We start from the raw sequence: 21534 nt of genomic DNA, 5'->3' as shown, positions 1-21534 counted from the left end.
AAGATGGGTAAAACCGCTGTGTCATTACCCGCGATTTCATTATCCTCCGTCATTAATTACATCTGTCATAAGAGAGTGACTCATGGATCGTATTATTAGTTCATCGCGCGACCGTACATCGCTACTCAGCACGCATAAAGTGCTGCGTAATACCTATTTTCTGCTGAGCCTGACGCTGGCGTTTTCTGCCATCACCGCAACGGCTAGCACCGTGCTGATGCTGCCATCCCCGGGTCTTATCCTGACGCTGGTCGGTATGTATGGCCTGATGTTCCTGACCTATAAAACGGCAGATAAGCCGGTCGGTATTCTGTCAGCTTTCGCCTTCACCGGCTTCCTGGGCTACATTCTGGGACCGATGCTGAATGCCTACTTGTCTGCAGGCATGGGTGATGTTATCGGCATGGCGCTGGGCGGTACCGCGCTGGTCTTCTTCAGCTGCTCTGCTTACGTGCTGACCACCCGTAAAGACATGTCCTTCCTCGGCGGTATGCTGATGGCGGGTATCGTGGTGGTGCTGATTGGTATGGTTGCCAATATTTTCCTGCAGCTGCCGGCTCTGCATCTGGCCATCAGCGCGGTGTTTATTCTGATTTCTTCAGGCGCTATCCTGTTCGAAACCAGCAATATCATCCGTGGCGGTGAAACCAACTACATCCGTGCAACGGTCAGCCTGTATGTTTCGCTGTACAACATCTTCGTCAGCCTGCTGAGCATTCTGGGCTTCGCCAGCCGCGACTAAGTTGTCAACTCGCATTATACGGCCCCGCTTATGCGGGGCTTTCTTTTTTGCTAAACTGCCGCCAGTTTGACTAACGCAGTGAAGGATTATGTTGATCTTTGAAGGTAGAGAAATCAGTACCGACAGCGAAGGCTATTTAAAAGACACCACCGAGTGGAGTGAGCCGCTGGCTGCTACCATTGCCGAAAACGAAGGTATTACCCTGACCCCCGAGCATTGGGAAGTGGTGCGCTTTGTACGCGAATTTTATCTGGAGTTTAATACGTCTCCGGCCATCCGCATGCTGGTAAAAGCGATGGCCAACAAGTTTGGCGAAGACAAAGGTAACAGCCGTTATCTTTACCGTCTGTTTCCGAAAGGTCCGGCTAAACAAGCAACCAAAATCGCGGGTCTGCCTAAACCGGTAAAATGTATTTAATAGCGGATACTAAATCCCTTTAAATCATCGCCAGGACGATGGGGTTCACTGAGAATTCTCTCTATCCTGGCGCTACGCGGGCCCCCTGCCTTTAACCAATTCATCAGCTGTTCCACCTGCTCGCTTTCGCCGCAGGCGACAACCTCTACGCTACCGTCATCCATGTTCTTGGCGTACCCGGTCAACCCCAGGCGTTGCGCTTCATGCTGGGTTGTGTAGCGAAATCCCACACCCTGTACCCGGCCGTGCACCCAGGCAATAATGCAGACTTTAGACATTACGGTTCTCCTTATCATCGCGTTGCGCGTTGCAAATCCTCGAAAAACTCAGGACAATGGCGCCCATTTCTTTGAATCGACAGAATAGCAAATTATGAGTGTACGTTTAGTGTTAGCCAAAGGGCGCGAAAAATCATTACTTCGCCGCCATCCGTGGGTATTTTCCGGTGCCGTCGCCCGTATGGAAGGTAAAGCCAGTCTGGGTGAAACCATCGATATTGTTGACCATCAGGGTAAATGGTTAGCACGCGGAGCCTGGTCACCGGCGTCGCAGATCCGTGCACGCGTCTGGACATTCGACAAGTCCGAATCAATTGATATCGACTTCTTCACCCGCCGTTTGCAGCAAGCAAAGACGTGGCGCGATTGGCTGGCGAAGAAAGACGGCCTGGACAGCTACCGTTTGATTGCCGGAGAATCCGACGGTCTGCCGGGTATCACCATTGACCGTTTTGGCCGTTTCCTGGTCCTGCAACTGCTCAGCGCCGGGGCTGAATATCAGCGTGCCGCGCTGATTAGCGCCCTGCAAACGGTGTTCCCTGAATGCGCCATTTATGACCGCAGCGATGTTGCGGTGCGTAAAAAAGAAGGTATGGAGCTGACCCAGGGGCCCGTCACTGGCGAACTGCCTCCGGCCCTGCTGCCGATTGAAGAACATGGCATGAAGCTGTTGGTCGATATTCAGCACGGTCATAAGACAGGTTACTACCTGGATCAGCGCGACAGCCGTCTGGCCACACGTCGTTATGTACAAGACAAACGTGTCCTGAACTGTTTCTCCTATACCGGCGGTTTCGCGGTATCTGCGCTAATGGGCGGATGCAGCCAGGTCGTCAGCGTTGATACCTCACAGGAAGCGCTGGACATCGCCAGACAAAACGTCGAACTGAATAAGCTGGATCTGAGCAAAGCTGAATTTGTGCGTGACGACGTCTTTAAACTGCTGCGCGCCTATCGCGATCGCGGTGAGAAGTTTGATGTCATCGTGATGGATCCGCCGAAGTTTGTGGAAAACAAAAGCCAGCTAATGGGCGCCTGTCGTGGTTATAAGGACATCAATATGCTGGCTATTCAGCTACTGAATCCTGGCGGTGTACTGCTAACGTTCTCGTGTTCCGGACTGATGACGACCGATTTATTTCAGAAAATCATCGCCGATGCCGCATTAGATGCAGGTCGTGATGTACAATTTATAGAGCAGTTCCGTCAGGCCGCCGATCATCCGGTGATCGCTACCTACCCGGAAGGGCTGTATCTGAAAGGGTTTGCCTGTCGCATCATGTAACTTGAAAAGTGGAATATTGCCCTTACATAGAGGGTATCTATTTCCCGGGAGGTGACTATGATTGCCAGCAAATTCGGTATCGGCCAGCAGGTCCGCCATTCCCTGTTAGGTTACCTCGGAGTGGTCGTGGATATCGACCCGGAATATTCGCTTGATGACCCGTCACCTGATGAGTTGGCGGTTAACGACGAACTTCGCGCCGCTCCCTGGTATCACGTGGTGATGGAAGACGATAACGGCCTGCCAGTGCATACGTATCTGGCGGAAGCACAGTTGAGCAGTGAGCTACAGGAAGAACATCCTGAGCAACCTTCGATGGATGAACTGGCGCGGACCATCCGTAAACAGCTTCAGGCCCCGCGCCTGCGCAACTGACTTTAGCGGTTGCCGGATGACGATAAACTCAACCGGCAACCGCTTGTTCTTATTTCGCCAGCCCCAGTCTCGGGATCTCGATAGCCGGGCAGCGATCCATCACCACAGCCAGACCCGCATCACGCGCCAGCACCGCCGCTGGCTCGTTGATCACACCCAACTGCATCCATAAGGTCTTCGCCCCGATGGCAATCGCCTCCTGCGCAACCCCCCAGGCCGCTTCGGAATTACGGAAGACATCCACCATATCCACCTTCTCCGGCACATCCGCCAGCGTCGCGTAACCCTGCTGCCCCAGTAACGTTTTCCCGGCAACCTTGGGTGAAACAGGAATAACGTGATAGCCCTGATCGAGCAAATATTTCATCACGCGATAGCTGGGACGATCGGGTTTGTCGCTCGCGCCTACCAGCGCAATCGTACGGGTGGATGTCAAAATGCCAGCAATATCGGTCTCTTTCATCATCTTCCTCCAGGCTGTTTTGCAAAGTGTACGACAAACCTGACGTTGCAACCATTCATCCCATACCAGCGCATGAGAGCTAAACTGGAAATTATGTCTATATGTTAGTAAACATGATTATCGAAAACTTTTGATACATCTACTCAGGTATTTTCTGAACAGGAGAACCCTATGAGAGCCGGCATTGTGACAGCCTTAATTACCCTGTGTTTGCCGGTATCCGTTTTTGCTACCTCACTGCGTCTGTCAAACGACATTGACCTGCTGGTACTGGACGGAAAAAAAGTCTCCAGCTCATTGTTACGCGGTGCAGAGAGCATTGAGCTGGAAAACGGTCGGCATCAGCTGGTTTTTCGCGTCGAGAAAACCATTCGCCTGTCCAGCCATGAAGAACGGCTGTATATTTCTCCCCCTCTGGTGATCAGCTTTGATACCCAACTCGTCAGTCAGGTTAATTTTCATCTTCCGCGCCTGGGCAACGAACGAGACGCGACACATTTCGATGAGACCCCTCGAGTGGAACTGCTGGATGGCGACGCCATGCCGATTCCGGTCAAACTGGATGTTATGACCATCACATCTACGACAAAAATCGTTGATTATGAGCTCGAAACGGAACGCTATAACAAAGCAGCTAAGCATGCTTCATTACCGCAATTTGCCACCATGATGGCAGACGACAGCTCACTACTCTCCGGGGTTTCTGAACTGGACCGGGTGCCCCCCCAGTCGCAATCACTCACCGAACAGCGTTTAAAATATTGGTTTGGGCAGGCCGACGCGCAAACGCGAAGTAACTTCCTGCAATGGGCAGAGAAGCAACCCCCTTCATGACATTTATGCCCATGTACGCATTTTTTTTGTCTTTCTCTTGCAGCGTCAAGTGCTTCCAGTACTCTGTAGCAAGGTTAACTTGGGAGCTGTACTATGGAATTGACGACTCGCACATTGCCAGCACGCAAGCATATTGCGCTGGTTGCACACGATCACTGTAAACAGATGTTGATGAACTGGGTTGAACGCCACCAGCCGCTGCTGGAACAACACGTTCTCTATGCGACAGGCACGACAGGAAATTTAATCCAGCGCGCGACGGGTATGGACGTCAACGCCATGCTGAGCGGCCCAATGGGCGGTGACCAGCAGGTGGGTGCACTGATTTCTGAAGGGAAAATTGATGTGCTGATCTTCTTTTGGGATCCGCTCAATGCTGTGCCTCACGATCCTGATGTCAAAGCCCTCTTGCGCCTGGCAACAGTGTGGAACATTCCGGTAGCAACCAACGTTTCGACGGCCGATTTTATTATTCAGTCGCCAAATTTCAGCGATGAGACGGAAATCCTGATCCCGGATTACGCCCGCTACCTGGCTGAGCGTCTGAAATAATAGACATACAGGCGGCTGTTGCCGCCTGCTTTCAGGGTTTACGGGTGACCGGCACATCCAGCTGTTTAAGCTCATCAACAAAACGCGACGGCGTATCTTTGTTAAACAGCAGCCATACCCGATGCCGCGCACGCGTTAGTGCCACGTAAAGCAACCGTCTTTCTTCTGCATCAGGAAAATCCTCCACCGTCGGCAGCAACGCCTCTTCCATGATCGATTCACGCGCTGGCGCCGGGAAACCATCGTTACCGTCATGAAGCCCGACAATAATGACGTAATCCGCCTGCTGCCCTTTACTGGCATGGATAGTCATAAACTCAAGCTGTAGCTTGGGCCAACGGGTCGCCGCCTTCTCCAGGCTGGCAGGTTTCAGATGATGATAGCGCGCCAGTACCAGAATTCTCTCATCGGCTTTCGCAAAACCAGACAGCTTATCCAGCAGCGCATCCAGCTGGCTTTCATCCAGCAACGTTACCGCTTTTTTATCACCAACTGTCAGGCTATTAAGCGGTTTGGCAAGCTGATGCGGGTTTTGCTGAATAAAGCCGTTGGCTACCTCACCAATGCGGCTATTGAAACGGTAGGTGGTATCTAAATCACAACGATCGCCTTCACCAAAGGTTTGATGGAAGGCGGTAGTCAACGAAAGCTGTGCGCCACTAAAGCGATAAATCGCCTGCCAGTCGTCCCCCACGGCAAACAAGGTAGTTTGCGAATTTTGTTTACGCAATGCGGCCAGCAACGCCGCTCGTTGAGGGGAAATGTCCTGAAACTCATCAACCAAAATATGTTTCCACGGACTAATAAAGCGCCCCTTTTCCAGAATGACGATGGCCTGATGAATTAACCCGGAAAAATCAACGGCACTTTCTTCTTTCAGAGCGCTCTTCCAGGCTTTGAGCAGTGGCGCCATGAGCTTGATACGTTTACTGAACAGATCGCGAATGTCTTCCGGCGCATTGGCAATCATCTCCGCTTGCGCCCCGCCGTGCATCCGCATCAGGCTAACCCAACGATCCAATCTCGGAGCCAGGCGACGTTGCAGTTTTTCATCATCCCAAAAATTACCTTCAGGGACTGACCACTGCATCTCTTCTTCTAACCATTGCCGCCAGCCTTTGGCCTGCGCCTTTTTCTCACTACACTGCTGACGCCAGGCGGTAATAAAGAGTTTATGGCGTGCGGAAGTATCGTTTTCCAGCTTGCTTACCGTCGGAATTTTTTTACTGCCCTGCTGGATGATGTGCAGCGCCAGCGAGTGGAACGTTCGCGCAGTGATGTCTTCTGTATGTAGTCGTTCGCGAATACGTTCGTCCATCTCCTGGGCCGCTTTGCGACCAAACGCCAGCAGCAGAATTTGTTCGGCCAGCGCATCGCCTTTTGCCAGTAGCCAACCTGCACGTGCCACCAGCACAGATGTTTTGCCACTTCCTGCGCCCGCAAGCACGAGTAATGATTGCTCACCGTTAACCACCGCCCGGGCCTGAGCCGGATTCAGCGGCGAAGATTCGATCTGTTCAAAGAACTCGGCGTGCTCTGTCAGCATTGCATCGGTATAGACCTGATTGTGCTGTAAACGACAGGCTGCAATGTCCTTCAACCATGCCTGGCACTGCCGTATCGCCTCGCGGCAGTTGTCAAATTCCTCCAGCCTTTCAACCGGCAGCGGCAGCGCCGTAAACGCGCGGCGGATTTGCTGTTGCAGACCCGCCGTTTGGTTGTGTGTTAACCATTTATTTTCGTGGGTGCGGGCCGCAATCGTCTCGAGTTGCTCCTGTAAAACTGCTGCGGCGACCTCGCTCATTTCCTGGCTCCATTGCTGCCAGAGCGTGTTGAGATGGTGATGAAAACGCTGAGTTTCTGCCCATTCAGTCCCATGCAACCGCACGACCTTATCATCCGGGAGCACAAATTCAAGTTCCCCCCATACCAGGCCTCGTTTGCAATGAATAGCCAATAATTGATTGAATGGAATAAGATACTCGTGACGATCGCCGGAAACTTTGATCCCGGCATTAAGAATAACGGCCCGATCGTACGGGTGTTGCGCCAGACGTTTTCCAAGAGAAGTAGCTTTCAGTTCCATAAGGCTTAAGCGGGTCCACACGAAGAGGTTTACCGATCAGTGTAACCGCCAGAGAAAACGTGCTCCAGCCCAAAAAAACGTTACAATTGCCAAATTCACCAAAAACCAGAGTTAACCGAGAGTTTATGCGTACAGTTCTGAATATTTTAAATTTTGTGCTCGGGGGGTTCGCCACCACCTTAGCCTGGTTACTGGCAACGCTGGTCAGTATCGTGCTTATTTTTACCTTGCCATTAACCCGCTCATGCTGGGAGATAACGCGCCTTTCTCTGTTTCCCTATGGCAACGAAGCCATTCATGTTGATGAACTCAACCCGGCGGGTAAAAATGTTCTTCTGAACACCGGCGGGACGCTACTTAATATTTTTTGGCTGATTTTCTTCGGCTGGTGGCTATGCCTGATGCATATTGTCTCCGGCATTGCCCAGTGCATTACGATTATTGGGATTCCCGTGGGAATTGCTAACTTTAAGATTGCCGCAATTGCGCTCTGGCCCGTTGGTCGCCGCGTGGTGTCGGTAGAAACTGCCCGCGCAGCACGTGAAGCCAATGCGCGTCGCCGCTTTGAATAACCAGGACTGATGGCCTTTATGTTAAGTCCTCTGCTCAAACGCTATACCTGGAACAGCACCTGGCTGTACTACGTGCGAATTTTTATCGCACTTTGTGGCACCACCGCGCTGCCCTGGTGGCTGGGCGACGTCAAGCTGACTATTCCACTGACGCTGGGCATGGTGGCCGCTGCGTTAACCGACCTCGACGATCGCCTGGCTGGTCGTCTGCGCAATTTGATCATTACGCTGATCTGTTTTTTTATTGCCTCAGCTTCCGTCGAGCTTCTCTTCCCATGGCCGTGGCTGTTTGCCATTGGATTAACGCTTTCCACCAGCGGCTTTATTCTGCTTGGCGGATTAGGCCAGCGCTATGCGACGATAGCCTTCGGCGCATTGCTCATCGCCATTTATACCATGTTGGGCACGTCACTGTACGATCAGTGGTATCAGCAACCAGTACTGTTACTGGCGGGCGCTATCTGGTACAACCTGCTGACCTTGACCGGACATCTCCTGTTCCCGATCCGCCCACTGCAGGACAATATAGCGCGCAGCTACGAGCAGTTAGCGCACTATCTGGAACTGAAATCACGTCTGTTTGATCCCGACATTGAAGATGAAAGCCAGGCACCACTTTACGATTTAGCGTTGGCCAATGGGCAACTGATGGCGACGCTAAACCAAACTAAGGTATCGTTGCTAACCCGGCTGCGCGGCGACCGCGGGCAGCGAGGAACGCGTCGCACGTTGCACTACTATTTCGTAGCACAGGATATTCACGAGCGCGCAAGCTCTTCGCATATTCAATACCAAACGCTACGCGATCACTTCCGTCACAGCGACGTGATGTTTCGCTTCCAGCGCCTGATGTCCATGCAGGGACAAGCGTGTACACAGCTGTCACGCTGCATTTTATTGCGTACCCCCTACCAGCATGACCCACATTTTGAGCGCGTTTTCACCCATATCGATGCCGCACTTGAGCGCATGCGGGCTAACGATGCCCCCGCAGACCTACTCAAAACGTTGGGATTTTTGCTCGCCAACCTGCGTGCTATCGACGCGCAACTGGCAACGATTGAATCCGAGCAGGCGCAGGTCATCTCACGCAATGAGTCCGAAAATCAACTTGCCGATGACAGTCCGCATGGGTTTAGCGATATCTGGTTGCGTTTGAGCCGAAATTTTACCCCCGAGTCAGCCCTATTTCGCCATGCAGTCCGCATGTCGCTGGTGCTCTGCGTCGGTTACGCCATCATCCAGGTAACCGGTATGAACCATGGATACTGGATCCTGCTGACCAGCCTGTTTGTCTGTCAACCAAACTACAACGCCACTCGACATCGCCTGGCCCTGAGGATTATTGGCACATTGGTCGGGATTGCGATTGGTTTACCTATCCTGTGGTTCGTCCCTTCTCTGGAAGGACAGCTCATCCTGTTAGTGATTACCGGCGTGCTCTTTTTTGCCTTTCGCAACGTGCAATATGCCCATGCAACCATATTTATCACCCTGCTGGTATTATTGTGCTTTAACCTGCTGGGCGAAGGTTTCGAGGTTGCTCTACCGAGAGTCATCGATACGTTGATCGGCTGTGCTATTGCCTGGGCTGCCGTCAGTTTTATCTGGCCAGACTGGCGTTTTCGTAATTTGCCACGGGTCATTGAACGAGCAACGGATGCTAACTGTCGCTATCTGGACGCTATCCTTGAGCAGTATCATCAGGGGCGAGATAACCGTCTGACATATCGAATTGCCCGCCGGGATGCACATAACCGCGATGCGGAGCTTGCTTCCGTGGTGTCGAACATGTCGAGTGAACCTGATGTTACAGCCCAAACGCGCGAAACGGCATTCCGCTTGCTGTGCCTCAACCATACCTTTACCAGCTATATTTCTGCCCTCGGCGCTCACCGGGAACAGCTGACCAATCCGGAGGTCCTGGCGTTACTGGATGATGCAGTCTGCTATGTTGATGATGCGCTTCATCATCAACCCGCTGACGAGCAGCGTGTATACCAGGCACTGGAAGGTCTCAAGCAACGGATTCAGCACCTTGAACCGAGTCCAGACAGTAAAGAGCCGCTGGTCGTACAACAGGTTGGATTATTGATTGCGCTGCTACCGGAGATCAGGCGTTTACAGCAGCAAATCGCGACATTACCCACTAATACCCCGGTTCAGGCGTAAGTGCGCTGACCCACTCAACCAGCTCCTGGCGGCGAATCGCCGGGAGCGCTGCTTCATGTACCCCAATGATTGCACCCTCCAGGGCATACAGAATCTTCACCGTCAGCGACGGGTTACTTTGCAGAAGCTTCAGCCAGCACATTTGAGCGCCCAAGGTACGTAATGTGCCTTCATCTTTAATCCCGGCTTCACTCAGCAGGGTCTCCAGATGAAAGGTTATATTCGGTAATTCCCTCAACCGATGTTGCGCAACACGCGTCTGTTTTTCTTTTACTGCTGCATCCAGCGAATATCGTGATAAAGACACCAATTGTTGTGGGTTTCGCCACAGCGCATCGTTCACCTGATAGTAGTTGAGTATCACGGGACGTCCGCGCTTCATAAACGTCAGCCAGACGGGGGAATGTTTCGCACAGTACTGTACGCTTTGTTCACAAGCCCGCAGGTATAACTCACCATCAGCGACCATTGCAAAAACTGTTTCCCCCACCGTCAGGCTGTAGCTGCCAAACAGAGAGCGGTAGCGAATCGCACCTAAAGAGGCCAAATATTCTTGTGATTTATAGATCCTGGCATAAGAAAGATTTTTCATAAAAGTCCTTTTAAATCATAACATAAGAGAATGATTTGCAGTAACGGATCCGTTAACGACGACCATAGGCAACTTAGTCTCAAGGGGCAAGATGAATTTTGTTTTTCCCGCCACGACAACTAAAAATTGCGAGTCTGTTTCCGAAAATAAAGTTGATCTTTAGTGATAGCAGGGTTACTGTACATCCATACAGTAACTCACAGGGCTGGATTGATTATGTACACTTCAAGCTACGCAAATCGCTCTTCGTCGTTCTCTTCAACATCAAGCAATAGTGCGCGTGTTTCTTCAGAAAATGCGACCGCCGGGCTTATCAGTGAAGTGGTCTATCGCGAGGACCAGCCCATGATGACGCAATTACTGCTGTTACCCCTGCTTCAACAGTTAGGGCAGCAATCACGCTGGCAGCTCTGGCTTACGCCACAGCAAAAACTGAGCCGGGAGTGGGTGCAATCAGCGGGGCTTCCATTAACGAAAGTTATGCAAATTAGCCAACTTTCTCCCTGCCACACGCTGGAATCGATGGTTCGCGCTTTGCGCACCGGCAATTACAGCGTGGTTATCGGTTGGCTGACTGAAGAATTAACGGAAGATGAACATGCTAAACTGGTGAAAGCGGCTGATGACGGAAACGCTATGGGATTCATTATGCGTCCTGTTCGCGCTCAGGCACTTGCGGGCAGACAGCTTTCCGGGCTAAAAATTCACTCAAATTTGTATCATTAAGTAAAATTAGGATTAATCCTGGAATTTTTTTTCATCCCTCAATTTGATTTTGAGTTGTAATGAATTTTTCGCGTGAATGCCTGTCTGAAGCGGTTTTCAAGATGCCACTCGTACAATTATTCACCTACAAATGTTAAATATTGTGTATACAAGCCTTTTTTTTTCATATGCCTGACGGAGTTCACACTTGTAAGTTTTCAACTACGTTGTAGACTTTACATCGCCAGGGGTGCTCGGCTTAAGCCGCAGATATCGGTAGAGTAACTATTGAACTGGTCCCCGGGTGAAGGATTTAACCGTGTTATCTCTCTGGAGATATTCATGGCGAATTTTGGATGATAACGAGGCGCAAAAAATGAAAAAGACAGCTATCGCAATTGCAGTGGCACTGGCTGGTTTCGCTACCGTGGCGCAGGCCGCTCCGAAAGATAACACCTGGTATGCTGGTGCTAAAATGGGCTGGTCTCAGTTCCATGATGTAGGCAACAACCAGATCAACAACACCGGCCCGACCCACGAAAGCCAACTGGGTGCTGGTGCGTTCGGTGGTTATCAGGTTAACCCGTACGTTGGTTTTGAAATGGGTTACGACTGGTTAGGTCGTATGCCGTACAAAGGCACTGCCGACGGTACTAATCAAAACGGCGCTTTCAAAGCTCAGGGCGTTCAGCTGACCGCTAAACTGGGTTACCCAATCACTGACGATCTGGACGTTTATACCCGTCTGGGTGGTATGGTTTGGCGTGCAGACGCTAAAAGCAGCAACGGCTTCAAAGACCACGACACTGGCGTATCCCCAGTATTCGCTGGCGGCGTAGAGTATGCAATTACTCCTGATATCGCTACCCGTCTGGAATACCAGTGGACCAACAACATCGGTGACGCAAACACCGTTGGTGGTCGTCCGGATAACGGCCTGTTGAGCGTTGGTGTTTCTTACCGTTTCGGCCAGCAGGAAGAAGCAGCTCCAGTAGTTGTCGCTCCGGCTCCGGCTCCAGAAGTACAGACCAAGCACTTCACTCTGAAGTCTGACGTTCTGTTCAACTTCAACAAAGCTACTCTGAAACCAGAAGGCCAGCAGGCTCTGGATCAGATGTACAGCCAGCTGAGCAACCTGGATCCGAAAGACGGTTCCGTCGTGGTTCTGGGCTTCACTGACCGTATCGGTTCTGACGCTTACAACCAGAGCCTGTCTGAGAAACGTGCTCAGTCCGTTGTTGATTACCTGATCTCTAAAGGTATTCCTTCTGACAAAATCTCTGCACGTGGCATGGGTGAATCTAACCCAGTTACTGGTAATACCTGTGACAACGTGAAAGCTCGCGCTGCACTGATCGACTGCCTGGCTCCGGATCGTCGTGTTGAGATCGAAGTTAAAGGCATCAAAGACGTTGTAACTCAGCCTCAGGCTTAAGTTCTCGTCTAATAAAAAACCCCGCGATGCGGGGTTTTTTTTCACCTGTTATTCGCTAATAATCGCGAGTGCTTAACACACTGAAGCCAACATCACGCTATTCTTTTCCCAGTAGCGCCTGTAAATCCTGTTTCAATGTGGACATCTTATTCGCGTACTTCTCTTTATGTTCGGCGTCTTCAATGAGTTGCACAATGGTTTCAGAAAGCGTTTTACCACGCCGCTGCGCAAGCCCTGCCAGACGCTGCCAAACCATGAATTCCAGGTCGATAGATTTCTTACGTGTATGCTGATGCTCTGCATTAAAGTGACGTTTACGCCTTGCCCGTATGGTTTGTTTCATACGGTTTTGCAGCGCAGTATTCATGTGTTCTTCAATCCAGGTATTCACCCGAACCGGTTCATTTTCGAGGGTTAGCAATAAATCAACGGCTTCTTCGGCAGCGCTGGCTTCCACGTAACGGGTAATCAATTCCCCCTCACGATGTTTTTTCACCAGATACTTCCATTTCCAGCCGCTTTCAAGGTTTTCAAGTTGTTGATATTTCATTGCGATCTCAATGTTACCGTGTAACTCTTATCAGAATATCAGCTTTTTGGGCATCTGAAGAAAAGAATATCCAGCCTGTGAACTATCGCGCGTCATCGCCCCCCTTTAGCGGCGCATTCCACGTGTGCAGTGCTGCCGGTTACGGTATAATCTCGTTTTTTACAACAGACTAAAAAACATCAACTTTGACCATTACGAAACTTGCATGGCGTGATCTGGTTCCTGATACCGACAGTTATCAGGAAATATTTGCACAGCCGCACGTCACTGACGAAACCGACACCTTACTCAGTGATACTCAACCACGCTTACAATTTGCGCTTGAGCAGCTGCTTCAGCAGTGGGCAACGTCCTCTTTTATGCTGGTGAAAGCGCCGGAAGAGCTTGAGTATCTCAATCTTATCGCCACGGCTGCACGTACATTACACGCGGATGCCGGAAGCCTGACCGGAGGCCATTACGAAACCGCTGGTCACACCATACGTTACCGCTCAGCGGAGCAAGCAGAAGACAATTTTGCGACCTTAACTCAGGTAGTCAATGCTGACTGGGTTGAAGCCGAACAACTGTTTGGCTGTTTGCGTCAATTCAACGGTGAAATTACACTGCAACCGGGGCTGGTGCATCAGGCCAACGGGGGCGTGCTGGTTATTTCATTGCGCACCTTATTAGCTCAACCACTGCTGTGGATGCGCCTGAAAGCCATCGTCAGCCACGAGCGCTTCGACTGGGTAGCCTTTGACGAATCCCGTCCGCTTCCTGTCTCCGTACCGTCTATGCCGCTGAAACTGAAAGTGGTATTAGTGGGTGAGCGTGAATCGTTGGCCGACTTCCAGGAAATGGAACCGGAATTAGCCGAACAAGCTATTTATAGCGAGTTTGAAGATAACTTGCAGATAGTAGATGCTGAAACCATGGCCCTGTGGTGTCAGTGGGTCACGCATACTGCCAGACGCAATAATCTACCTTACCCCGCGCCAGATGCCTGGCTGACACTGGTGCGTGAGGCCGTGCGTTATACCGGCGATCAAACCACATTACCGCTGAATCCACTGTGGATCATCCGCCAGCTCAAGGAAGTAGCCCCTCTTTGTGAAGGCGAAACCTGCAATGCAGAACAGTTGGGGCTGATGCTGGCGCAACGCGAATGGCGGGAAGGTTTCCTGGCCGAGCGTATGCAGGATGAGATCCTGCAAGAGCAGATCCTCATCGAAACGGAAGGTGAACAGATTGGGCAAATAAACGCGCTGTCAGTGATTGAGTTTCCAGGCCATCCTCGCGCGTTTGGTGAACCTTCACGTATCAGCTGCGTCGTGCATATTGGCGATGGCGAATTTACAGATGTTGAACGCAAAGCAGAACTGGGCGGAAATATTCATGCCAAGGGTATGATGATCATGCAAGCGTTCCTGATGTCGGAACTGCAGCTTGAACAGCAAATTCCCTTCTCTGCCTCGCTAACTTTCGAGCAATCCTACAGTGAGGTCGATGGGGATAGCGCATCCATGGCCGAACTGTGCGCATTGATTAGCGCCCTTGCCGATGTTCCGGTTAATCAAAGTATCGCGATTACCGGTTCTGTCGATCAGTTTGGCCGTGCGCAACCTGTTGGTGGCTTGAACGAGAAGATTGAAGGTTTCTTCGCCATCTGTCAGCAGCGAGAATTAACGGGTACGCAGGGGGTGATCATTCCTTCAGCCAACGTCCGGCATCTGAGTCTGCAACCCGCGCTTCTACAGGCTGTTGAAGAAGAGAAATTCACTATTTGGGCGGTGGATGACGTGACCGATGCGTTGCCACTGTTGTTAAATTTGGTGTGGGATGGCGAAGGCCAAACAACGTTGATGCAAACCATCCAGGAGCGAATTGCTACGGCAACGCAACAGGAAGGTCGTCACCGTTTTCCATGGCCACTGCGTTGGCTGAACTGGATTATTCCGAACTGATCGGACTTGTTCAGCGTACACGTGTTAGCTATCCTGCGTGCTTCAATAAGATAAGGCTTACAGAGAACATGGTAGATAAACGCGAATCCTATACAAAAGAAGACCTTCTTGCCTCTGGTCGCGGTGAGCTGTTTGGCGCAAAAGGCCCACAACTGCCTGCACCAAGCATGCTGATGATGGACCGTGTCATCAAGATGACCGAAACCGGTGGCAACTTTGACAAAGGTTATGTTGAAGCTGAACTGGATATCAACCCGGACCTGTGGTTCTTCGGTTGCCATTTTATCGGCGATCCGGTGATGCCAGGCTGCCTGGGTCTCGATGCCATGTGGCAGCTGGTTGGATTCTATCTTGGCTGGCTCGGCGGTGAAGGCAAAGGCCGTGCGCTGGGCGTAGGTGAAGTGAAATTCACCGGCCAGGTTCTGCCGACCGCGAAGAAAGTCACTTACCGTATTCACTTCAAACGCATCGTTAACCGCCGCCTGATCATGGGCCTGGCCGATGGTGAAGTGTTGGTAGATGGTCGTCTGATCTACACGGCGAACGATCTAAAAGTAGGCCTTTTCCAGGATACGTCTGCGTTCTAATCGCGGGCATCTGTGGACCTGATAAAACGTCAGGCGCTGCGTCATTGCCGAATGACGACGTAAACGCCTTATCCGGCCTACGCTAAAAAAGGCGAAACCTCCGCATGCGGAGGTTTCTTTTATCTAAAGAGACAGAATCAGGCCATTAACACCCTATCCCCCATGGCTTCTCGCCAGCCTCCTAGCCAGTATGACCGTTGATTCAGCGTCTGATAGGGACACATTTCTTTTGAGCGTCCGGCGATGCCGGCCTGATATCCACGTTGATGTGCCCGTTCCAGGCGATCTCGTTTTTGTCTCTTCATGCCTCGTTTCCCTCATCTTTGGGTCTGGTGGAAAAGAAAACAGTGATTACTAAGTGTGCAATCACACTAAACGAATACCCCGAAACATCAGACTCGTCAATGCGCAAAATTCACGCCAGTGTCATATTTGTGAACTACCCGGTAAATCATTTGTACAAAAATCATGAGTCAGAACAGGTATATCAGCTGAGAAAAAAATAAAAAAAACCGCCTCGGGCGCAGAGCCGAAGGCGGTGGAATTTACAATTATTTAAGCTTAAGGAATACGTTTCAGCTCTTGAGCGATAGCCGTCGCCTCCTGGGTCCAGGCGTTAGCCAGCACCTTCACCATCTCATCATAGCCATCCTGCGTCTGCACGGCTTCGATGTGGAACGGGCGCTTAATCAGTTGTCCCTGGTGATTCAGCAACCATTCACCGCTGACAATCACTTTACCATCGTAGCGGCCATGGAAGCCGGTCACTGTCACGTTGAGTGTGTCCTGCGTACTGCCCAAGGGCTGAGAGGCAACCACCCACCCTGGCAACTGTGTGCTGAGGTTGGCGACAAGGGTATTGCGCAACTGCTGATCTAACGGGCTAGCCCACAGATTGCTATTAGCAATGACGTATTTCACATCACTGGTTTGGTACACCACGCCATTTCCCGCCAGGTAATCCGGAACCGCTACCTGCTCAACCCACAGCAGACGGTTTCCCTGGCTGGCGGTACTCTGTACGCCGCCCTGGGCGATAGGAAGCTGGTAATAGCTTTTATTCTCTCCGCTTGAGCTGCATGACGTCAGCCAGACCGCCATCATCACCACTAGCCACTTTTTCATTGTTTCGCCCTCTTCGGCTCTGGATCTTTTTTGTCCTTCGCTTCAAACACCAGCGCGTTACTCTTATCGTTCAGCGTTTTCAGAACCGGTTGCAGTTCACGCAGAACCTGATCAAGACGCTGCATATCCGCCACCATCTTGTTATAGGCCGCGGACCCCGGCTGGAAGCCTTGCATACTACGATTAAGCTCGCGCAGAGTGTTCTGCATATCCGCAGGGAGCTGCTGCATCGACTGGCTACCGGTTATCTTATTCATATTATCCAGCGTAGTTTGCAGATGTTTCATCGTGCGCTGGCTTTCTGAAAGCGTAGTGGTCGCCTGCTCAATCATCGGGTTCAGAGGCAAATTATTAATCTTATCCAGAGCTTCCATCAGACGCTGCTGGATCTGCGCCAGGCCACCGCTCACAGTCGGGATAATTTGATAACCATTAAATTCACGCACACCCGTAATCGGTGGTTCTTTCGGATAGAAGTCAAGATCGACATACAGCGCGCCAGTGACCAGGTTCCCCGTTTTCAACGATCCTCGCAGTCCGCGCTTAAGCAACTCGGCCAGGTGGGCACCCACATCGGTCTCTTCCCCTAACTGTGCCTTCAGACGTTCAGGTTCGATACGTACCAGAACCGGAATACGGTAATCGTTGTTAAAGACCTGACGCATATTCGGTGCAAAGAAAGGCACCTTGCTAACCGTACCGAGACGAATACCACGGAACTCCAGCGGGGCACCAGGCTGCAACCCACGAATCGAATCTTTAAAGAACATCAGGTAATCAATATGGTCCGTATACAGCGAATCCTGAATACTTTTCTGATCATCATAGAGGCTGAACGTGGCCTGTTGTGCGACTGGCTGCCCTTGTTCTAACCCCTCCGGCACATCAAAACTGACTCCACCGCCGAACAGCGTGGTAAGTGACCCCATTTCCACGCGCATCCCAGCAGAAGTGAGATCGACGGCAATACCGCTGTCTTTCCAGAAACGAACGTTGCTGGTAACAAGGCGATCGTTTGGCGCATTGATGAAAAGCTGATAGCTGATTGAGCGTTTTTGCGCATCAAAGGTGCTGGTCTCAACTGACCCCACGCGATATCCACGAAATAGCACCGGGTCCCCAGGGCTTAACTGGCCAGCTTTTTTGCTGTCTAAAATTACGCGGATCCCCTTCGCATCTGGCGGCGCCAGTGGTGGAGAGTCCAGCAATTGATAATTACTGAGCTGGCTGCCTTTGTTTCCCGGCTGCAGTTCAATATAAGCCCCGGAAAGCAATGTACCTAAGCCGCTGATTCCCTCACGTCCCACCTGCGGTTTCACCACCCAAAAGACCGAGTCTTTATGCAGCAGCTTTTCCATACCCGAGTTGAGACGCGCTTTAATTTCCACATGGGTCAAATCGTCTGTTAGCGTGGCGCTCTCGACGACGCCGACATCCACGCTGCGGCTCTTGATTGTTGTCTTGCCACCCTCAATACCTTCGGCATTAGTCGTAATCAACGTAACGACTGGCCCCTGATGACTGTAGTGATAAAACAGGACCCACGCGCCGATGAGTGCAGTGACGATTGGAAATATCCACACGGGCGACCAGTTTTTAACCTTTTGCACTTTGGCTTCCCCACTTTTAGATTCCATGCTGTCAGGACTCCTCATGGCCTGGTTCTGGTTCACGGTCCCACGACAGACGTGGATCAAATGTCATCGCAGAAAACATTGTCATAATGACGACTAAAGCAAACATCAAAGCACCCATTGCAGGATAAATGTTCATCAACCCTCCCATACGCACCAACGCAGAGAGTACCGCAATCACAAAAACATCGATCATTGACCACCGACCGACAAATTCTACAACTTCATAAATCAGGTGCATGCGCTCGCTGTCGCGTTTGCCGTGCCCCTTGGCATCCCAGCACAACCAGGCAATCGCGATCATTTTTAACGTTGGCACCAAAATACTGGCAATAAAGATGACCGCCGCCACCGGATAAGAGCCTTCACTCCAGATTAAAACAACGCCTTCAATAATCGTCGACGGCAGTTTTGACCCTAATAAGTCAGTAATCATGATCGGCATAATATTGGCGGGCAGATAAAGCATGATCGACGTAAACAGAAGCGCCAGCGTCCATTGCAGACTGTTCTTACGCCGCACATATCCCGTTGTCTGACAGCGCGGGCAGACCGGCTCATCGGCGGGAAGGATCGCGGTACAACAGGAACATGAACGTAATCCCTGTCGGATACCAGGAACACCGGGTTTTAAGACTTGCTTAACCTCCGGCATCGGGGCGATATCATCCCACAACCAGCGCCGATCGACACACTGAAAGGCGCGCAGCTGAAGAACACAAAATAGACACCAAGGGATGAAACTACTGCCCACGCCGATATCACCATAGGCCATTAGCTTAACAAAGCTCACCAGCACGCCAGCGAGGAAGATTTCTGCCATCCCCCAGCTTTTTAATTGAAAAAGAATACGCGCAAGCCACGCTTTAAGCCGCCAGGGCATCTCAGCCCGATTCACCAGCAGTAAGATGGTGAACAAGCAAAAGGCGGGAACCAACTGCACAAATAATAAAAAGAAGGTACCGAGGCTGGCGTAGTCTTCCGAAAACAGAACACCGGGAATTTCCAGCAGCGTCACTTCACTGCTCACTCCAGCGACATTCATGTTCACAAACGGAAAGAGGTTCGATAAAAGCAGCATGAACAATGCTGCGATAACATAAGCAGTGGGACGCTGCCTTGGCGCGTCCCACGCAACAGTTAATGTCGTGCCACATCTCGGACATGCCGCTTTTTGACCATGCGTAAGGCTCGGTAATGCCACCAGCATGTCACACTGCGAGCATAAAATATGCTTCGCGGCATGGTGATGTTCGCACATATGCGCTCCTTTAATTATGCGCCATTCTTCAAAGACTCAAGATACTCCCAGCGCTCAAAGGCTTGCTCAAGTTCTTGTTCCGCTTCGCTCAGGTTAGCTAATACCCGCTGCGTTTGCTCATGCGGCTGGCTGAAAAATGAGGCATCAGCGACCTGAGCTTGTAACGTTTCCAGTTTAGCTTCCAGCTCTTCGAGTTGAGCGGGGAGCAGCTCCAGTTCGCGCTGTAGTTTATAGCTTAGTTTGCTGGTGCCGCGTTTTACAATTTCTGCTTTAGGAGCAGCAACTTCCTCTATTTTTTTCGCGACTGGCTGTTTAAACGCCACATACTGTGATTGCTGTTCACGAGCATCGTGGTAACCGCCTACATAACGACCAATTTTGCCGCCACCTTCGAAGATCCAACACTCCGTTACAGTGTTATCTACAAACTGACGATCGTGGCTGACCAGCAGAACGGTGCCCTGATAACCGTCAATCAGCTCTTCGAGCAGTTCCAGCGTTTCGACGTCGAGATCGTTCGTTGGTTCATCGAGAATCAAAAGATTACTGGGCTTCAGAAAAAGACGTGCCAGCAGCAGACGATTTCGCTCCCCACCAGAGAGCGCCCGCACTGGTGTCATCGCCCGTTTAGGATGAAACAGGAAGTCCTGCAGGTAGCCCAGAACGTGGCGCGGTTTACCGTTAACCATCACTTCTTGCTTACCTTCCGCAAGGTTATCCATAACGGTTTTATCGGGATCCAGTTCCGCGCGGTGCTGGTCAAAATAGGCCACTTCCAGTTTTGTACCCACATGGATACGACCGCTATCAGCCTGTAACTGACCCAACATCAGCTTGATCAGCGTTGTTTTACCGCAACCGTTAGGTCCAATTAACGCAATTTTGTCACTACGCTGTACCTGCGCCGAGAAGTCTTTTATCAGTTGCTTGCCCTTGATCTGGTAATCAACATTCTCTATTTCAAAGACGATTTTGCCCGAGCGGCTCGCCTCTTCAACCTGCATCCTGGCGGTGCCCATCACTTCGCGACGTTCACCCCGCTCCCGACGCATCGCCTTCAGCGCACGCACACGGCCTTCGTTACGGGTACGGCGTGCTTTAATGCCTTGGCGGATCCAGACTTCTTCCTGCGCCAGTTTGCGATCAAACTCCGCATTCTGTAGCTCTTCTACCCGCAGCGCTTCTTCTTTCTCCAGCAGGTACTGATCGTAATTTCCTGGGTAGGTCACCAGCTTGCCGCGATCGAGATCGACAATGCGCGTTGCCATATTGCGAATAAACGAACGGTCGTGGGAAATAAAAATGATCGTTCCGTTAAAGGTTTTCAGGAACCCTTCCAGCCAGTCGATGGTTTCAATATCCAGGTGGTTGGTCGGTTCATCCAGCAGCAATATGCGCGGATTGCTCACTAACGCCCGGCCCAGCGCAGCTTTTCGCAGCCAGCCGCCGGAAAGCGATGCCAGCTCCATGTCTGGTTCGAGCCCAAGCTGTTCCAGTACTTCGTTGATACGGCTTTCCAACTGCCACAGATTGTGGTGATCCAGCTGTTCCTGAACCTTCGCCAGTTCCTGCAGGTTTTTATCACTCGGATCGGTGATCACCAGATGCGAGATATCGTGATAACGTTTGAGGTAAACCGCTTGTTCTGCAATACCTTCGGCAACGAAATCGTAGACGCTACCCTGCACATTACGCGGTGGATCCTGCTGCAGACGCGCCACAACCAGATCCTGTTCATAAATAATACGTCCGTCGTCAAGACCCTGTTCGCGGTTGAGGATCTTCATCAGCGTCGATTTACCCGCGCCATTGCGACCAACCAGACAGACGCGTTCGTTATCTTCGATATGCAGTTCAGCATTATCAAGAAGCGGCGCATCGCTAAACGACAGCCATGCACCATGCATACTGATTAATGACAT

At 51.3% G+C, this 21534-nt stretch carries 22 protein-coding genes; 12 read left to right on the top strand and 10 right to left on the bottom strand.

The window, feature by feature from the left end:
- Positions 1–82: 82 nt before the first annotated feature.
- Both yccA and tusE read left to right on the top strand, forming a co-directional pair.
- Positions 83–742 (top strand): FtsH protease modulator YccA, encoded by a 660-nt coding sequence (gene yccA, locus IMQ48_RS11930; protein WP_096757630.1) that lies wholly within the window; start codon positions 83–85, stop codon positions 740–742.
- A gap of 88 nt (positions 743–830) precedes the next feature.
- Entirely contained in the window at positions 831–1160 is a 330-nt protein-coding gene (tusE, locus tag IMQ48_RS11925; protein ID WP_196209212.1) for a sulfurtransferase TusE, read from the top strand.
- On the opposite strand, the gene yccX is transcribed toward tusE, so the two are convergent.
- The gene (gene yccX / locus IMQ48_RS11920; protein WP_196209211.1) at positions 1157–1438 is read right to left on the bottom strand and encodes an acylphosphatase; all 282 of its coding nucleotides are present in this window, start codon (positions 1436–1438) and stop codon (positions 1157–1159) included. The two genes, tusE and yccX, sit on opposite strands and share 4 nt — an antisense overlap.
- Positions 1439–1532: 94 nt before the next feature.
- Between yccX and rlmI the strand changes: the two genes are divergently transcribed.
- Positions 1533–2723 (top strand): 23S rRNA (cytosine(1962)-C(5))-methyltransferase RlmI, encoded by a 1191-nt coding sequence (gene rlmI / locus IMQ48_RS11915; protein ID WP_096757633.1) that lies wholly within the window; start codon positions 1533–1535, stop codon positions 2721–2723.
- A 57-nt stretch (positions 2724–2780) separates the two neighbouring features.
- Positions 2781–3098, top strand: coding sequence for a heat shock protein HspQ (gene hspQ / locus IMQ48_RS11910; RefSeq protein WP_005123508.1), 318 nt, complete (start codon positions 2781–2783; stop codon positions 3096–3098).
- 49 nt (positions 3099–3147) lie between these two features.
- On the opposite strand, the gene IMQ48_RS11905 is transcribed toward hspQ, so the two are convergent.
- Positions 3148–3561 carry a CoA-binding protein gene (locus IMQ48_RS11905; protein WP_096757634.1) on the bottom strand — a complete coding sequence of 138 codons (414 nt, stop codon included), beginning with the start codon at positions 3559–3561 and terminating at the stop codon, positions 3148–3150.
- Between the two features lie 171 nt (positions 3562–3732).
- Between IMQ48_RS11905 and IMQ48_RS11900 the strand changes: the two genes are divergently transcribed.
- Complete coding sequence (locus tag IMQ48_RS11900) at positions 3733–4395, top strand: DUF2057 family protein (protein WP_196209210.1); 663 nt, start codon at positions 3733–3735, stop codon at positions 4393–4395.
- A 93-nt stretch (positions 4396–4488) separates the two neighbouring features.
- Entirely contained in the window at positions 4489–4947 is a 459-nt protein-coding gene (gene mgsA / locus IMQ48_RS11895) for a methylglyoxal synthase (RefSeq protein ID WP_196209209.1), read from the top strand.
- 31 nt (positions 4948–4978) lie between these two features.
- On the opposite strand, the gene helD is transcribed toward mgsA, so the two are convergent.
- Positions 4979–7033, bottom strand: coding sequence for a DNA helicase IV (gene helD, locus IMQ48_RS11890; protein ID WP_196209208.1), 2055 nt, complete (start codon positions 7031–7033; stop codon positions 4979–4981).
- 125 nt (positions 7034–7158) lie between these two features.
- Here helD and IMQ48_RS11885 point away from each other — a divergent pair, with 125 nt between their 5' ends.
- Both IMQ48_RS11885 and yccS read left to right on the top strand, forming a co-directional pair.
- Positions 7159–7605 (top strand): YccF domain-containing protein, encoded by a 447-nt coding sequence (locus tag IMQ48_RS11885; RefSeq protein ID WP_096757638.1) that lies wholly within the window; start codon positions 7159–7161, stop codon positions 7603–7605.
- An 18-nt stretch (positions 7606–7623) separates the two neighbouring features.
- Positions 7624–9777 carry a YccS family putative transporter gene (gene yccS, locus IMQ48_RS11880; RefSeq protein WP_196209207.1) on the top strand — a complete coding sequence of 718 codons (2154 nt, stop codon included), beginning with the start codon at positions 7624–7626 and terminating at the stop codon, positions 9775–9777.
- On the opposite strand, the gene IMQ48_RS11875 is transcribed toward yccS, so the two are convergent.
- On the bottom strand, positions 9755–10369 hold the full coding sequence (locus tag IMQ48_RS11875) for a TfoX/Sxy family DNA transformation protein (protein WP_196209206.1): 615 nt from the start codon (positions 10367–10369) through the stop codon (positions 9755–9757). The genes yccS and IMQ48_RS11875 overlap by 23 nt on opposite strands.
- 216 nt (positions 10370–10585) lie before the next feature.
- On the opposite strand from IMQ48_RS11875, the gene sulA reads away from it, so the two are divergent.
- Complete coding sequence (sulA, locus tag IMQ48_RS11870) at positions 10586–11095, top strand: SOS-induced cell division inhibitor SulA (RefSeq protein WP_196209205.1); 510 nt, start codon at positions 10586–10588, stop codon at positions 11093–11095.
- Between the two features lie 355 nt (positions 11096–11450).
- Entirely contained in the window at positions 11451–12509 is a 1059-nt protein-coding gene (gene ompA, locus IMQ48_RS11865) for a porin OmpA (RefSeq protein ID WP_196209204.1), read from the top strand.
- A 97-nt stretch (positions 12510–12606) separates the two neighbouring features.
- Here the strand turns inward: ompA and matP are convergent, their stop codons facing one another.
- Positions 12607–13059 (bottom strand): macrodomain Ter protein MatP, encoded by a 453-nt coding sequence (gene matP / locus IMQ48_RS11860; protein WP_196209203.1) that lies wholly within the window; start codon positions 13057–13059, stop codon positions 12607–12609.
- 185 nt (positions 13060–13244) lie between these two features.
- Between matP and IMQ48_RS11855 the strand changes: the two genes are divergently transcribed.
- A complete protein-coding gene (locus IMQ48_RS11855; protein ID WP_196209202.1) occupies positions 13245–15005 on the top strand; it encodes a Lon protease family protein in 1761 nt (586 codons plus the stop codon).
- 68 nt (positions 15006–15073) lie between these two features.
- The gene (fabA, locus tag IMQ48_RS11850; protein WP_003035875.1) at positions 15074–15592 is read left to right on the top strand and encodes a bifunctional 3-hydroxydecanoyl-ACP dehydratase/trans-2-decenoyl-ACP isomerase; all 519 of its coding nucleotides are present in this window, start codon (positions 15074–15076) and stop codon (positions 15590–15592) included.
- Positions 15593–15729: 137 nt separating this feature from the next.
- Here the strand turns inward: fabA and rmf are convergent, their stop codons facing one another.
- From rmf to IMQ48_RS11825, 5 genes are all read right to left on the bottom strand, one after another.
- On the bottom strand, positions 15730–15897 hold the full coding sequence (gene rmf / locus IMQ48_RS11845) for a ribosome modulation factor (protein WP_003035871.1): 168 nt from the start codon (positions 15895–15897) through the stop codon (positions 15730–15732).
- A gap of 256 nt (positions 15898–16153) precedes the next feature.
- A complete protein-coding gene (gene pqiC, locus IMQ48_RS11840; RefSeq protein ID WP_196209201.1) occupies positions 16154–16717 on the bottom strand; it encodes a membrane integrity-associated transporter subunit PqiC in 564 nt (187 codons plus the stop codon).
- Positions 16714–18354, bottom strand: a complete 1641-nt coding sequence (gene pqiB, locus IMQ48_RS11835) for an intermembrane transport protein PqiB (RefSeq protein WP_196209200.1) — start codon at positions 18352–18354, stop codon at positions 16714–16716. Before pqiB ends, pqiC begins: the two co-directional genes overlap by 4 nt.
- Positions 18355–18358: 4 nt before the next feature.
- On the bottom strand, positions 18359–19612 hold the full coding sequence (gene pqiA, locus IMQ48_RS11830; protein ID WP_196209199.1) for a membrane integrity-associated transporter subunit PqiA: 1254 nt from the start codon (positions 19610–19612) through the stop codon (positions 18359–18361).
- A gap of 14 nt (positions 19613–19626) precedes the next feature.
- Positions 19627–21534, bottom strand: coding sequence for an ABC transporter ATP-binding protein (locus IMQ48_RS11825; protein WP_196209198.1), 1908 nt, complete (start codon positions 21532–21534; stop codon positions 19627–19629).

It is taken from the genome of Citrobacter sp. Res13-Sevr-PEB04-36, from assembly GCF_015672735.1.
In the GTDB taxonomy this organism is placed as follows: domain Bacteria; phylum Pseudomonadota; class Gammaproteobacteria; order Enterobacterales; family Enterobacteriaceae; genus Citrobacter.
This window is presented reverse-complemented; position numbering and strand designations above follow the sequence as displayed.